Raw genomic sequence first — 14420 nt, forward strand, 5'->3', positions numbered from 1 at the left:
AACACGGTACGGTCCAGTGAAATTCAATAGCGACGAGATCGCCTCTGTCTTGCAGGCCGAGATCGAACAATTCGATAACAAAGTTGACGTCCGAGAAGTCGGAACGGTCTTGGAAGTTGGTGACGGGATCGCTCGCGTGTACGGCCTGTCCGGCGTCATGGCTGGCGAAATGGTCGAGTTTGCCAACGGCTCGATCGGACTGGCTTTCAACTTGGAAGAAAACAGCGTCGGGGTCATCATTCTCGGTGAGTACCTGACGATTGAAGAAGGTCAAGAAGTCAAAGCTCTGGGCACGCTGTTGTCCGTTCCTGCTGGCGACGCGGTCATCGGCCGTGTGCTCGATCCACTCGGGAACCCGTTGGATGGCAAGGGACCTGTTCAAACCGACATCACACGCCCGGTGGAAATCATCGCAACGGGTGTTGCCGAACGCAAACCGGTCACCGAGCCTCTGCAAACCGGGATCAAGGCCATCGACTCGATGACCCCGATCGGACGCGGTCAACGCGAACTGATCATTGGTGACCGCAAGACCGGCAAGACCGCCATCGCGATCGACGCGATCCTGAACCAAAAGGGTCAGGGCGTGAAGTGTTTCTACATCGCTATCGGACAAAAGGACTCCGCCGTTGCTTCGGTCGTCGACGTCCTCGAACGTCACGGTGCGATGGAATACACCACCGTCATCGCCGCTGGTGCGAGTGCTCCTGCTCCGTTGCAGTACATCGCTCCCTATGCCGGCACCGCGATGGCTGAACACTTCATGTTCAATGGCGGGCACGCTTTGGTCGTCTACGATGACTTGTCCAAGCAAGCCACGGCGTATCGCCAGATGTCCTTGCTGATGCGTCGCCCACCAGGCCGCGAAGCTTACCCCGGGGACGTGTTCTACTGTCACAGTCGTTTGCTGGAGCGTTCGTCGAAGTTGTCCGATGAGCTCGGTGGCGGATCGATCACCAGCCTTCCAATCATCGAAACACTGGAAGGGGAAGTCTCGGCTTACATCCCAACCAACGTGATTTCGATCACCGACGGTCAGATCTACGTTCAGCCCGACTTGTTCTTCTCGGGCGTTCGCCCCGCCATGAACCCCGGGATCAGTGTTTCCCGCGTGGGTGGTGCGGCTCAAACCAAGGCCATGAAAAAGGTCTCTGGCGGTTTGCGTCTGCAACTGGCCGCCTTCCGTGCTTTGGAAGCGTTTGCCCAACTGGGGACGGACTTGGATCCCGCGACCCAAGCTGAGCTGGATCGTGGTTACCGCATGGTCGAGTTGCTCAAGCAGCCACAGTACCAACCGCTTTCGGTTGCTGAGCAAGTGATCAGCATTTACGCCGGCACGAACGGTCACCTCGATGACGTGGCTGTCAAAGAAGTGCAGCGGTTCGAGAAGGAATTCCTGCAGTACGTTCATGACAAGCACTCTTCGCTGATCAGCGATCTGACTGCGACGCCGGCCTTGAGCGATGAGATTGTCGAACGCATTGTTGCGGCGATCAAAGAGTTCAAGACTGTCTACAAACCCGCCACCCCTGCAGCCTGAACCCGAAAGGCGGATTGATTCATGGCCAACGCACGTGCCCTTGATAAACGACGCAAGTCGATTCGCAACATCCGCAAGATCACGCGGACGATGGAGCTGATCGCAACGGCTCGGTACAAAAAAGCAATGGACCGCGCAGCAGCGGCCACGGCTTACACCGAGCAGATCACCAAAATCGTCTCGCGCCTCGCGGATGCCGGGTTGGACGTGCAGCACCCGCTGTTGGAACAACGCGAAAAGATCAACACCACGCGGGTTCTGGTTATGGCCAGTAACCGCGGTTTGTGCGGTGGTTACAACGCGTCCGTTTTGCGGACCGCGATGCCACGTATCAAAACGCTTCGTGAGTCGATTCCGAACGTCATCATCGATGCCAGTGGCAAACGCGGTGTCAACGGATTGAAGTTCCGCGGGATCGAAACGGATCAGCAGTTCCTGCAGTTTGAAGATCAGCCTGCTTACGACGATGTTGAGAAGATTGCGGAAGGTTACTTGGCCGAGTACATCACCGGTAAAATCGATCGGTTGGATGTCGTTTACACCAAGTTCATCAGCACTTCGAAACAACAAACGGTGATCGAAACGTTGTTGCCGCTTGGTTCGCTGGGCGATGAATCGGAGTCTGCCTCGGGTGGCCCCGACGAAAGCAATGCGGAATACGAATTCCTTCCCTCGGCCGAAAGCATCTTGGAAGAAGTCGTTCCGACCAGTTTCAAAGTCAAGTTGTTCAAGTGCTTCCTGGATTCCGCCGTCAGCGAGCAAGTCGCTCGAATGATCGCGATGAAGGGAGCGACCGAGAGTGCCGGCGACATGATCAAGCAGTTGTCGATGACCTACAACCGTGCCCGTCAGAGTCAGATCACCGGCGAAATCATGGAAATCATCGGTGGTGTCGAGGCCCTGGAAGGCTGATGCCTGCGGGCCGATCAAGAGCTTCGAGCGACTTGCCACTAGCTTTTTTGAGACACCGATTTTGAACTGACCAACCGACCACGAAAACACACCACCTCATTCAATCTTTAAGCTAACTGCTAGTAGCTAACCGCTAGGAGCTTCTCCCCCATGTCCACTGCAACCGCCACCGGCCGCGTCACTCAAGTCATCGGCTCGACCTTTGATGCCGAGTTTCCTGAAGGTCAACTGCCAAAGATCTACAACGCTTTGACAATCCAAAGCGAGCACAAAGGGGTCACCATTGACTTGACCGGCGAAGTGCAACAGCACCTCGGTGGTGGTCGTGTTCGGGCGATTGCTTTGGGTTCGACCGAAGGCATGATGCGAGGCATGGACGTGATCGATACCGGCAGCCCGGTTTCGGTTCCTGTCGGAAAAGCAACGCTGGGCCGCGTCTTCAACGTGCTCGGCAAACCGATCGACAAACGGGGTGACGTGCAAGCGGACGACTACTGGCCGATTCACCGTCAAGCACCGCCTCTCAACGAACTGTCGACGAACACGGAATTGTTCGAAACGGGCATCAAGGTCGTCGACCTTTTGACCCCCTTTGTTCGTGGTGGGAAGGCTGGTTTGTTCGGTGGTGCCGGTCTGGGCAAGACCGTGATTCTGACCGAATTGATTGCTCGAATCGCATCCAGCCACGGTGGTTATTCGGTCTTCGCTGGTGTGGGTGAGCGAACTCGCGAAGGCACCGACCTCTGGTTGGAAATGCAAGAAACTGAGATCGGTTCGACCGGTCGCAACGTGATCGAGCAAACCTGCATGGTGTTCGGTCAGATGAACGAGCCACCAGGTTCGCGTCTTCGTGTTGCCCTGTCCGCACTGACGATGGCGGAATACTTCCGCGACACAACCGGTGCCGACACGCTGTTGTTCGTCGACAACATCTTCCGCTTCTCGCAAGCGGGTTCGGAAGTGTCCGCACTTCTGGGACGGATGCCATCGGCTGTGGGTTACCAGCCCACGCTGGCAACCGAAATGGGTGCTCTGCAAGAACGAATCACCTCGACCAAGCAAGGTGCTATCACATCGGTGCAAGCCGTTTACGTGCCTGCCGATGACCCGACTGACCCCGCACCGGCCACGGCGTTCGGTCAGCTCGACGCGTTCATTTATCTTGAGCGTTCGATTTCGGAAAAAGGGATTTATCCCGCCATCGACCCGTTGGCTTCGAACTCGCGAATTTTGGACCCTCAGTACGTCGGCGACCGTCACTACACGATCGCCCGCCGCGTTCAAACGATCTTGCAACGTTACCGCGAACTGCAAGACATCATCGCGATTCTCGGTGTTGACGAACTCAGCGAAGAGGACAAGACCATCGTTCACCGCGCACGTCGCATCGAACGATTCCTGTCGCAACCCTTCCTCGTGGCGGAAGTCTTCATCGGCAAACCCGGTGAGATCACCTCGCTCGAAGACACGATTCGCAGCTTCGAAGGAATCTGTGATGGCAAGTACGATCACTTGCCCGAGCAAGCGTTCATGTATGTCGGTGCGATCGAGCAAGCCGAAGAGCAAGCCAAAAAGATGGAGTCCAAGTAACCGATGTCCATTCGATGTGTCGTCGTCACCCCCGAACGAACGGAATTGGATCGGGAAGCTGACTTTGTAGCCCTGCCCATGTTCGATGGCGAACTGGGTGTGCAAGGTGGTCGTGCACCGATGATTGGCCGTCTCGGCTACGGTGTGTTGCGTTTGCAAACGGTCAGCGGACCCGAACGTTATTTCGTCGACGGCGGTTTCGCCCAAGTCGAAGATGATGTCGTGAACGTTTTGACTAGCCGAGCGATCCCAGTCGATTTGCTCGACAACGACGAAGCCACCAAGACATTGGCGGAAGCACTGGACATGCCCAGCACCACTCCCGAGCAAGCTCAAATCAAAGACGCCGCTGTGCGTCGAGCTCGCGGGCAACTGCGAGCCAGCCGCTAGGCTTCGCAAACGCTTCGAATCAGAAACAACATTGACACGGCAGCTTTGGCTGACGTGTTTTTGTTTGCGCCGAGTTGGACTGCTGAATCGTTGATGCCCAACTCGACCAGCCTCCCGAGATCGTGGTTGGCACGATTCGGTTCCACTTGGTGGGCGGTGGTTTGCAACCGAGACCTCGGGTTGAAACCCGAGGCTGACAACTGTCACCGCTTCGCGGTTGTTGGCTCCCACCCCAACACGCACAACCAGTCGCGGAGCGACGACAGCCGAAAGCCTTGGGTTTTCAACCCAAGGTCATTCGTCGACACCCAGGCCCCCAAGTCGCGGAGCGACGGCAGTTGTTTGCCGCTCCGTCGCCAGGCGATCCCCCGTTTCACGTCCCCGTGCGATGGTTTTCGAAACCGATCAACCACACCCGTTTTCTAGTAAAACGCCACTCCCATCGTTCCTTGTTGAGCCGAACGATGGTGATTGACACGGGCTCCGCCAATCCGATAGCGAGAATGCTTTCGCAGCACTCCGGTGCAGAAATATGGTTAAACTACCTCCGTCCCCTTTATGCGTGCACCTTGTGCCCAGGCTGTGCCTGGGAACACATCGTCTTGGAGGCTCCTGCCTCCTGTACGCGGCGGGCTAGCAGGCAGAGCCTGCCGTGCATTGCGTTCCCAGGCAGGAGCCTGGGTACGAGCGAGTATCACCTTGTGCCCAGGCTGTGCCTGGGAACACATCGTCTTGGAGGCTCCTGCCTCCTGTACGCGGCAGGCTAGCAGCAGAGCCTGCGGTGCATGGCGTTCCCAGGCAGGAGCCTGGGTACAAGCGAGGACCACCTTGTGCCTAAGCTCTGCCTGGTTGGGCGGTTCACCGGTCCGGGGCCTGACGGCCCCGGCAATGGGTCGGTCGACCGACCCATCGGGCCTTGTTGAGTGGAACCAAGGTGAGTGCCGCCATGCAGAGTCCGTCGCTCCGCTGCGATCCGGCCTACGAAGGGTGGAGCTGCTTGTGCCAATGTGGGGCGACGTGTCCGGAATGGCGGACTAGCGTTTGGCGAAGGCTCGTTTGAGTTCGTCCAGGCTGGTCAGCCCGCGGGCGACGGTGAGGACGGCTTCGGATTGGACGGGGCGGAAGCCTTCGGATTTGGCGATCGCGGTCAACTGCCCGGCGTCCTGTGTTTTGCCCAAAGCGGCTTTGAGCTGTGGTCCTGGCGTCAGCATTTCGTACAGTCCGATGCGACCGTGGTAGCCTCTTGAATTGCAGACGGGGCACGGGGTGATCGGTGCGGGCCGGCCGCTCTCGTCGACTTGCTGTTCGATCGGTGGCGGGATGAATGGTTTGTAGAGCAACGGCACTCGACCCGCTGGGATCCCAAGTTGAGCGAGCAACTTGGGTGGCGGTTCAAAACCGACTTTGCAGTTGTCGCACAAGCGACGAACCAGTCTCTGGTGAATCACGCAGCCGATGTTTTCGGCAATCAATTTGCGGCAGTCTGGGTAGCGTCCCACGAACGTCAGCAAGGCTTGCATGGCACCCTCGGCTGCCATCCGGTGGATGACTTGTCGATCCGCCTCGGCGACTTGTTCGAGGGCGATTTGCAGCGATTCAGGTTGTGGAGGGTTGGGGAACAACAGCACATCGGGTTCGCGAAGAACCATCCGTTTGACCATCTCCAGTTCGGTTTTCCCGGTGTCGCCTCCGAACAAGTTGGGTGAGATATTGATGATCTCAGGGTCGGGTGATTCCGCGGGTTCGAACGATTGGAAGTCGCGGACCAAGCGGTCGGCGGCACTGATGGCGACGTTCCAGAAGGTCGAGACCCCTTCGCTCTTCTTGGCTGTGATCAAGACGATGTTGCCCGAACCGTTCAATTTCTCTTTGAACTGTTCGATCATTTTGTCCCGCATCCCGAGGTCGGCCAATTTACTGAATGGCATTTCCTCTGCTTCGAGACGGCAGATCACGCGTTCGCCGGTGGGCACGCCTTGCGATTGGACATTGAATTGGTACTTGTCCTTGACCAGTTTGACCTGCATGCCGCCCTTTTGGCTGCCGCGACGATCGGCTGGGTTCATCAAGCACAGCTGTTTCAGGGCGTACAGCATCGCGTCGCCGCTTTCGCGATCCAGCGGCGGGAGTTGTTCCCAGGCCCCGTCGATCTGATAGCGAATCGCACAGGCCGACTTCGAAAAGTCCAGCAACATGTGCGTGGCTCGAGAGGCGATCGCGTGCGCAATTTGGCCACCAGCGATGGCATTGCCGGCGCCTTGGCGGGTGCTGATCAGCAACGCTTGCAGTTCGTTGTTGTCTTTGACCCGAGGAACAAATTCAACGGGAGCGACGGTTTGCCAGAGTTGGACTTCGTCGTTGGATTGCTTGGCCACTTACAGGATTCCTGGTGCTTTCACGTCGATTCCCTTGAGCGCCATCTTCAGCGCGTCCTTGTTCGGTGCGACTGCGAACGCGGTCGGCCGATCAATCAATTCGTCGTCGATCAATTTTTTCAAACTCATGGTGAAGTCTTGCATGCCGTCTTCGGCACCGATGCGAATGGCATCGGGTAGTTTGCTGTCTTGGCCTTCGAGGACCAGTTTGCGAATCATCGGCGAGAACGTCATCACTTCACAGGTGGGCACACGTGAGACGCCGGGCTTGATGCTCCGGAGCAGTTTCTGAGCGACGATGCCTTTCATGTTGAAGGCGATGGCGCTGCGGATTGCGTTGTGCATTTCTTCGGGGAACAAGTCCAGGATCCGGCCGATGCAGGTCGACGCACTCGCGGCGTGGATCGTTCCGAAGACCAAGTGACCGGTTTCGGCGGCGTGAATCGCGGTCATGAACGTTTCTTCGTCGCGAAGCTCACCCACCAGAATGATGTCGGGGTCTTCCCGCACAGCGTGCTTCATTCCAACTGAAAAGTTGACCACGTCTTGGCCGACTTCTCGTTGGTTGATCAGCGATTTGTCTTCCGTGAAAATGAATTCGATCGGGTCTTCGAGCGTCAGAATGTGTTTGCGGTAGATGCTGTTGATGTAGTTCAGCATCGAACCGATCGTCGTGCTTTTTCCCGAACCGGTGACCCCAGCGAGCAGGACCATGCCCTGGTCATAGTGGCACAGGTTTTCGATGGAATCAGGAAGGAACAGACCGCGAAAATCGGGGATGAAGTTGCTGATCCGACGGGCGACCAGGCCGATGTTGCCCAGCGATTTCAGCATGTTGATCCGGAACCGCCAGCGGACCCCGTCGACGTCGATTTGGTACGAAAAGTCAGCCCCGCCTTCTTCTTCGAAGATGACCAGGTTGCGCTCATCCATCATCGGGAGCAGCAATCGCACCATTTCTTCGGCTTCGATGGGTCCCCGGTTGAGCGGTTTGAGTTCACCACCGACCCGGACCAAGGGAGGCTGGCCGACTTTCAAGTGGAGGTCGGAACCCTCGAGTTTGACCAGGGCCCGGAAGATTTTGTCGACTTCCAGTTCCTTCTTTTCCTGGAGCAAACTGCTTTTCAGCCGCGCTGCAACCGCATCGGGTGACATATCGCGGGGGGGGCCTGCGGGAACGGATTTCGCTGCGCCGTGTGCCATACGTTTGTTCTCGCGTGACCGGGGAATGTCCGCCCGATCGGCGAAATCTCCCGTGAATCGGAGGAAGGAGGAAAAGAATCTTCAGGTGGAGCTCAGGCCCTAGCTTAGTCGATCGAGGCCAATTGTCGAAAGACAAGCCAGATGTTTGTAGGATGTCCCTGGGTGGTTTTCCACTGGGCCCCGGTGGATCTCCCCTGCGTCCCGTGCTTGCGTCTTCTGACACGCTTCCTCTTCCCTCGTCTTTCTCAAGGCAAGCCTTCGATGCTGACCGCCAATTTAATCCGGATCAAGCGGGATGGAGGGGTGCTGGACGCTGACCAGTGGCGTTTTTTGATCGAGGGCTACTGCGACGGCCAAGTCACCGATTACCAGATGTCAGCCCTGGCGATGGCAATCTACTTTCGCGGATTGACCCGACGTGAAACGGCGGAGTTGACCCGCTGCATGGTCGACAGTGGTGAACGCTTGCCTCGCGTGAACGATCGTCCCCGCGTCGATAAACACAGCACCGGAGGACTGGGCGACAAGGTTTCGCTGATCCTGGCTCCGCTGCTGGCGTGTTGCGACGTGGATGTGCCGATGATCAGTGGTCGCGGACTGGGGCGAACCGGCGGGACGCTCGACAAATTGGAAGCCATCGAGGGTTACGAGACTCAACTGACGATCGACCAATCCAGCCGAGTCCTGAAAGACGTGGGATGCTTCATCGTGGGAGCGACCGAGTCCATCGCCCCGGCGGACCGTCGGTTGTATGGGCTGCGCGATGTGACTGGGACGGTCGAATCCGTGGGGCTGATCACGGCCAGCATCCTCAGCAAAAAGCTGGCCGCAAGCTTGGATGCGTTGGTGATGGATGTGAAAGTCGGGTCGGCAGGGTTCATGCCGACAATCGAGCAGGCGTCGGAGTTGGCGGAATGCTTGCAGGAGGTGGGTGCGGAATCTGGGCTGCCCACCCTTCCCCTTTTGTCCGACATGGATCAACCGCTCGGACGCGCCATCGGAAACGCGATCGAGGTCAACGAGTCGCTCGATGTGCTCGGTGGTGGTGGACCGAAAGAGGTGCGAGCGTTGACGTTACGATTGTCAGCGGAACTGTTAGTGGCAACGAAGCAGGCCAGCGATTTGCGAGCGGCTGAGAAATTGCTCGCCAGCAAGCTGGATTCGGGCGACGCGATGCAGCGGTTTGAACAAATGGTGCATGAACAAGGCGGCAAGCTTTCCGGGCATCTGCCGCTGGGGCGGCGAAGCGAACACGTGGCCGAACGATCCGGTTGGGTCGAATCGATCGACTGTCCCGCGATCGGTGACGCGATCATTGCGATGGGAGGAGGCCGACGTCAAACGACCGACTCAGTGGACCCTTCCGTGGGAATCGACCTGCACGTTCGCATCGGCGATCGTGTCGAAGCCGGCCAGCCCTTGTGGACGGTGCATGAAGGTCCGAAGCCCTGCCCGCCCATCACGCCGGTTCAGTTGTCGGAAACAAACGTCCCTGCTCGGCCGTTGATTCTTCCGCTCAGCCGCAATGATTGAATGCGATGGCGATTGTCAGTTGCTGTATCGGGCGGCTTGTTCGAAGTTGCCGGAGTTTTCGTAGAACTGCTGGTAACCACGTCGCACGCGAGGCGATCGGGGTTGCAAGGAGGCGGCCAAGTCCAACCAAGGTTTCGCGTCATCCCATTTGAAACGCAGGTAGGTTTCCGCCAACTGCATGTAAAACTCGGGATCGGGTGGGCGATTGCCTCGCTTTCGTTCGGCTTCCAAGAGCTGGTTCAGTTGACGGCGGGCCTTCAAGTACTTGTTGATCCAGTCGTTGGCCTGAGACACGTTTCCGCGAAGCGTTTCGCCGGTGGCCATCAAGTAGTTCAGCGAGATGTCATCGGGGAATCGACCCAGAATCGGTTTCAGTGTCTCCAAGATTTGATCGCCCTGTCCGTGCAAGGCATGCATGTTGGCCAGCGAGTAACGAATCGCGAAATCGTCTTCAAAGTTTTCGAGCAAACCTTTGAATTGGTCTTCGGCCTCCTCGATGCGTCCTTGTTCTTGCAAGATCAACGCGCGAATGAATTGGGACGCATGCAGTTGTTCTCCATTGATCGAAACGCGATCGCCGGCAGGGACGTGCGGTGAAAGCGTTGCGATCACCGATTCAAAACCAGCCAAGGCGGCGTCAAAGTTTCGCTGAGCGTACTGGTGCTGAGCCAACTCGAAACGGGCGGTCACGTGTTCGGGATTCTTTCGGATCGCGTCTCGGAGACGTTTGTCGGCTTGTTCGACGTCTTCGCGGTTCTGGGCGATCAGCGACGCGATCACATCTGCTGAGGCATCCTGGGGATCCCGTTGTTGCCAAGCCCGCGTGACCTTCGCGGCATCGGCCTCGTTTCCACGTACGATGTATCCCATTGCGATGGCAGCGAAGTCATCCGGTGTGAGGTCAGGGGCGTCATATCGTTGGGCTCGCGAATCCAGATTCCCGCTCTGCCATTTCAGTCGGGACTTCATCGCGGCGGCGACCGCTGGGTCCGCGCCGATGTTCTCGGCGGCAACGATCGCCGCCATCGCTCGGTCGTCGTATCCTTGCTGTGCCAGAATGTTCGCGTTTGCCAAGGTGACGCTGGCGGTCGATGCCCACCAACGTTCAGCGGACTCGAGCGACCTGGTCGCGGCGGCATAGTTGGTGTTGCGAAGATGGGTTTCGTAGCGATGCCAGTGCAATCGAGAAGGCAACATCAACGCGATCAGCAAACCCGCCATGCAGGCGGCGATCGTGAAAAGGATTGGTTTGCGAGACCGTGTCGATGAAGAAGGCGCGACCGATGCAGCGGATGGCGGAGTCGTTGGTCGGCGGCGATTGTGTTTGGAGGAGCTCATTCGTTGGGCTCCTTCGTTGCATCGCCGCGGTTGATCCAGACGACGAGAGGCTGAGTCACATCAAACGCCATCACCGATTGGGGCACCAACAGATCATCGTGACCATCGCCATTCCAGTCGATGACTTCCAACGTTGCAGCTTGGCAGCGATTCATTTCGAGGGTGTGGCGTTGGAACGTGAAGCTTGAATCCTTCGAAGCCTGGCCCCTGTTTTCGAACCACACCAATCCATCAAACGAGTCCGCGGGGTAGCGTGCGATCTCTTGGTTGCCCAGCCACGACGTGGCTGCAATGTCCAGGTCACCGTCATGGTCGAAGTCGCCGGTCGCGGCGTGGTAGCAACCTGGCATGGTTGCCACCTCGTGGCGTGTCAGCGGGAAGGAACCTTTGTTTTCGAGCCACCAAATGCCGTGATAGGGTTTCGCCAACGAATCATCAAACGTGTCGCCGTTGGTTGCCAAAATATCCCAGTCACCGTCTTGATCGAAGTCGACGATTTCCATGCTGCTCGAACCGTAGGCCGGGTTGGGTGCTTGATGCAGCACGATGGTTTCGTAGGTTCCGTCGCCTTTGTTGCGGTGAAACTGGATCGCTTCGTAGTGCTGTGTCAGGAGCGTGAGGAAGTCTTGCTTGCCATCCTGATCGAAGTCCAAGACTTCAATCGTGATGATGCCCGGTCGTTCGTCCAGAGTTCGCCACTCAAACTGCGGAATGCCTGTTTGGGCATCGATGCCTTGGTTCAAACCGAGGTGCAGGCCGCCTTCGAAGTGCAAGCCAAAGTCGCCGACCAAGATGTCTTGGTCCCCATCGTCGTCGTAGTCGATCGGCCGCACATCGGCGACACGCGACATGGCCAGTCGCAACGGGATTCGTTCGTAGTTCAGTTCGGACATGATGCCCGAATGGGAGTTGCCGGCGTCAGCTTGGACCGGTCTCAACCACCACACGTTGCCTTCGTGTTCGGTTTGTGGGTTGTGAGTTCCCAGGTCGGCCACCAGGAAATCTCGTTGCCCATCGCCGTCCAAATCGGATTCCGCCACGTGGGATGCATGAGCAACGGAAGCGAGCTGTTCCACTTTGATTTGCTCGATGCTTGGTTGCTTCGCCACGAATTTCGCGACGGTGCCGGTCCACATGTCGGTGAGTGCCAGCACCGGGTTTTGATCCTGGTCTGGCAACCTCAAGAGGCTAGAAACGGCGCTGATGGCTGGCTTCCCCGGCCACTCGATGACGTGTCGTTCGAAGCGGTTGTCCAGCGTTCGCTTTGGAAGCGGCATGTCCCATTTTTGCGGCGATGAATCACGGTAGTACGCCAAGGTGGCGTCACGATCCGTCGGCACCAAATCGTCACGCAAGGATTCTCGGTACAGTCGAAACCCTTGGTCGACTTCTTCTTCCCAGCGATCCCATTCAAAGATCCCAGGGTCGGGCGACGCGTGGCAGTCACCGCAAAATGCCCGGATCGATTCCGGATCGGTTGGCCGAGCATGGGTGGGGGTGGCGATCAGGCGATCGACGAGCTGTGGCTCAACACTGTCACCGGTGTCGCAACCCGCCAATCCGAAAACCGCGGCGGAGGACAACGCCACGAGGAGATGGGTTGGCAGCAAACGACAGAAAGGATGAGGAACGGGTGGCATGGATTGAGCGAGGTCCGTGAAACGGCTGATTCAAATGGCAACAAAGCAGACCGCTCATCTTAACGTGGCCTGGCAGGCAGTTGATTGAATCCGGTTGGAAGATTGAGCGATCAGCCGATGGGCGATAGCTCACGGTTACCAGAAACGAACCGGATGCCATCGCGTTCCGGCTGACTATATCAACAGTCTGCTCAGGGGAACTGAGAGCCACGGATTTCGATCCGCATTGGGTTTCGCATGACGAACGTCCGGTTGTGCACGGAAACCGCGGTGATCTCGAATCGGCTAAAGTGGGCCTCTCCTTCGTTCCCTTTGAGAAACGCCATGTCACCCAACTTTGTCGGCCTTGGAACCACGCTTGTTGCTGCGAGTCGTCGCGGTGGCCTCGCCTTTCGCTCGCGAATTCGGATGGGGTTGGCGATGGCGGTGACGGGTTGTTTGTTGTTGGGGGCCGCGTCGTCGGTTTCCAACGGTGGCCAACCGATGAATGTGTTGATCATTCAAACTGATGAGCACAACTTTCGAACCTTGGGGTGCTACCGAGAAACGTTGCCGATCGAGGAAGCGGAGATTTGGGGGAACGGTGCTGTCGTGGAAACACCCCACATCGATTCCATCGCGGCCCGCGGCGCCATCTGCACATCCTTTTACGCGACATCCCCCGTGTGCACGCCTTCGCGAGCCGCGTTCTTCACAGGACGGTACCCGCAGAACACCGGCGCCTATCAAAATGACCGGCCCCTTCGCGGCGACATGGTGACGTTTGCCGAAGTTCTTCGGCGTGAGGGTTACGCGACCGGTTACGCGGGCAAGTGGCATTTGGATGGGCCCGGGAAACCGCAGTGGGGACCTGAACGTCAGTTCGGTTTCACTGACAATCGGTTCATGTTCAATCGAGGGCACTGGAAGAAGTTTGATTTCCAAGACGGCCAACCGATCGTGGCAGCGACCAACAAGAACGGTCAACCGAGCTACGACCTAGCGGGTGCGGACGAGAAGACCTTCAGCACCGATTGGTTGTGTGATCGAGCGGCTGACTTCATTCGTGAAAATGCGGCGGAACCCTTTTGTTATCACTTGTCATTGCCGGATCCTCACGGCCCCAACACGGTCCGGGAACCGTACGACACAATGTATGAAGACATGGCCGTCCGTCCGCCGATGACATTCCAGCTGGAGGGGGAACAACCGGGGTGGTTGCCGACGACAAATCGGAACGCAGAACAACGGTTCAACGCCCGCTTGATGACACAGTATTTCGGAATGGTTCGTTGCATCGACGACAACGTTGGGAAGTTATTGGCTCTGTTGGAAGAGCTGAGTTTGACCGAGCGAACCGTGGTGGTCTTCACTTCGGATCACGGGGACCTCTGTTACGAACACGGCCGATTGAACAAAGGCAATCCTTACGAAGGCAGTGCAAAGGTTCCCATGATCCTCGCCGCGCCGGGCTTCGTTCCGGCGGGGTTGCGAATCGATCAAGCGATGGGCACCGTTGATTTCGCACCCACCCTGCTGTCATTGCTGGAGAAAGAAGTCCCGGATGGAACTCAGGGACGCAACCTTTCGGAATGGTTTCGAAAGCAGGAGTCGGGTGATGAGGAGCCCCAAGGCAACAGTGTCACGTTTTTGCGAGCCGCCTCGAGCAAGGCGGCTTGGGTCGCTGCGGTGACGGATCGCTACAAGCTGATTGTGTCGGCAGGCGATCGGCCCTGGTTGTTTGATTTGAAGGAGGACCCGCACGAAATCACCAATCACATCGGCAAACCGGAAAACCAAGCGATCGCCGCGAGGCTGGCGCAGTCCATGTTGCGGTACGGCGACCTCATGAAAGACCCTCAACTGACCGAGGGGAAACTGCGGGACGATTTGCTGAATTTGCAAATTCGTCCATGACAA

The 14420-nt window shown here is 57.6% G+C and carries 10 protein-coding genes; 6 read left to right on the forward strand and 4 right to left on the reverse strand.

The features are described 5' to 3' along the window. Window positions 1-16: 16 nt before the first annotated feature. The 4 genes from atpA to RISK_RS22285 all read left to right on the forward strand — a co-directional run bounded on the left by atpA (window position 17) and on the right by RISK_RS22285 (window position 4432). Complete coding sequence (atpA, locus tag RISK_RS22270) at window positions 17-1540, forward strand: F0F1 ATP synthase subunit alpha (RefSeq protein WP_047816490.1); 1524 nt, start codon at window positions 17-19, stop codon at window positions 1538-1540. Between the two features lie 21 nt (window positions 1541-1561). Beyond that, entirely contained in the window at window positions 1562-2452 is an 891-nt protein-coding gene (gene atpG, locus RISK_RS22275) for an ATP synthase F1 subunit gamma (RefSeq protein ID WP_047816491.1), read from the forward strand. 150 nt (window positions 2453-2602) lie between these two features. After that, on the forward strand, window positions 2603-4042 hold the full coding sequence (gene atpD / locus RISK_RS22280; protein WP_047816492.1) for a F0F1 ATP synthase subunit beta: 1440 nt from the start codon (window positions 2603-2605) through the stop codon (window positions 4040-4042). A gap of 3 nt (window positions 4043-4045) precedes the next feature. Then, complete coding sequence (locus RISK_RS22285) at window positions 4046-4432, forward strand: F0F1 ATP synthase subunit epsilon (protein ID WP_047816493.1); 387 nt, start codon at window positions 4046-4048, stop codon at window positions 4430-4432. Between the two features lie 1034 nt (window positions 4433-5466). Here the strand turns inward: RISK_RS22285 and RISK_RS22295 are convergent. Together RISK_RS22295 and RISK_RS22300 are read right to left on the reverse strand one after the other, a co-directional pair. Next, a complete protein-coding gene (locus tag RISK_RS22295) occupies window positions 5467-6807 on the reverse strand; it encodes an ATPase, T2SS/T4P/T4SS family (RefSeq protein WP_047816495.1) in 1341 nt (446 codons plus the stop codon). Then, complete coding sequence (locus tag RISK_RS22300; protein ID WP_047816496.1) at window positions 6808-8010, reverse strand: type IV pilus twitching motility protein PilT; 1203 nt, start codon at window positions 8008-8010, stop codon at window positions 6808-6810. A 261-nt stretch (window positions 8011-8271) separates the two neighbouring features. Here RISK_RS22300 and RISK_RS22305 point away from each other — a divergent pair, with 261 nt between their 5' ends. After that, window positions 8272-9543, forward strand: coding sequence for a thymidine phosphorylase (locus RISK_RS22305; RefSeq protein WP_047816497.1), 1272 nt, complete (start codon window positions 8272-8274; stop codon window positions 9541-9543). A gap of 15 nt (window positions 9544-9558) precedes the next feature. On the opposite strand, the gene RISK_RS22310 is transcribed toward RISK_RS22305, so the two are convergent. Together RISK_RS22310 and RISK_RS22315 are read right to left on the reverse strand one after the other, a co-directional pair. Further along, on the reverse strand, window positions 9559-10881 hold the full coding sequence (locus RISK_RS22310; protein ID WP_083435120.1) for a tetratricopeptide repeat protein: 1323 nt from the start codon (window positions 10879-10881) through the stop codon (window positions 9559-9561). Continuing rightward, window positions 10878-12470, reverse strand: a complete 1593-nt coding sequence (locus RISK_RS22315; protein ID WP_160311487.1) for an FG-GAP repeat domain-containing protein — start codon at window positions 12468-12470, stop codon at window positions 10878-10880. Before RISK_RS22315 ends, RISK_RS22310 begins: the two co-directional genes overlap by 4 nt. Before the next feature lie 375 nt (window positions 12471-12845). Between RISK_RS22315 and RISK_RS22320 the strand changes: the two genes are divergently transcribed. After that, window positions 12846-14417: a sulfatase family protein gene (locus RISK_RS22320; protein WP_047816500.1), complete on the forward strand. Its 1572-nt coding sequence runs from the start codon at window positions 12846-12848 to the stop codon at window positions 14415-14417. Window positions 14418-14420 lie beyond the last annotated feature (3 nt).

This window comes from Rhodopirellula islandica, assembly GCF_001027925.1.
Taxonomy (GTDB): Bacteria; Planctomycetota; Planctomycetia; order Pirellulales; family Pirellulaceae; genus Rhodopirellula; species Rhodopirellula islandica.

What these genes read in the sequence shown, in the direction of transcription:
- RISK_RS22320 (WP_047816500.1), top strand. Translation starts at nt 12,846, where the DNA reads ATGTCACCCAACTTTGTCGGCCTTGGAACCACGCTTGTTGCTGCGAGT.
- atpG (WP_047816491.1), top strand. Translation starts at nt 1,562, where the DNA reads ATGGCCAACGCACGTGCCCTTGATAAACGACGCAAGTCGATTCGCAAC.
- RISK_RS22310 (WP_083435120.1), bottom strand. Translation starts at nt 10,881, where the DNA reads ATGAGCTCCTCCAAACACAATCGCCGCCGACCAACGACTCCGCCATCC.
- atpD (WP_047816492.1), top strand. Translation starts at nt 2,603, where the DNA reads ATGTCCACTGCAACCGCCACCGGCCGCGTCACTCAAGTCATCGGCTCG.
- RISK_RS22285 (WP_047816493.1), top strand. Translation starts at nt 4,046, where the DNA reads ATGTCCATTCGATGTGTCGTCGTCACCCCCGAACGAACGGAATTGGAT.
- RISK_RS22300 (WP_047816496.1), bottom strand. Translation starts at nt 8,010, where the DNA reads ATGGCACACGGCGCAGCGAAATCCGTTCCCGCAGGCCCCCCCCGCGAT.
- RISK_RS22305 (WP_047816497.1), top strand. Translation starts at nt 8,272, where the DNA reads ATGCTGACCGCCAATTTAATCCGGATCAAGCGGGATGGAGGGGTGCTG.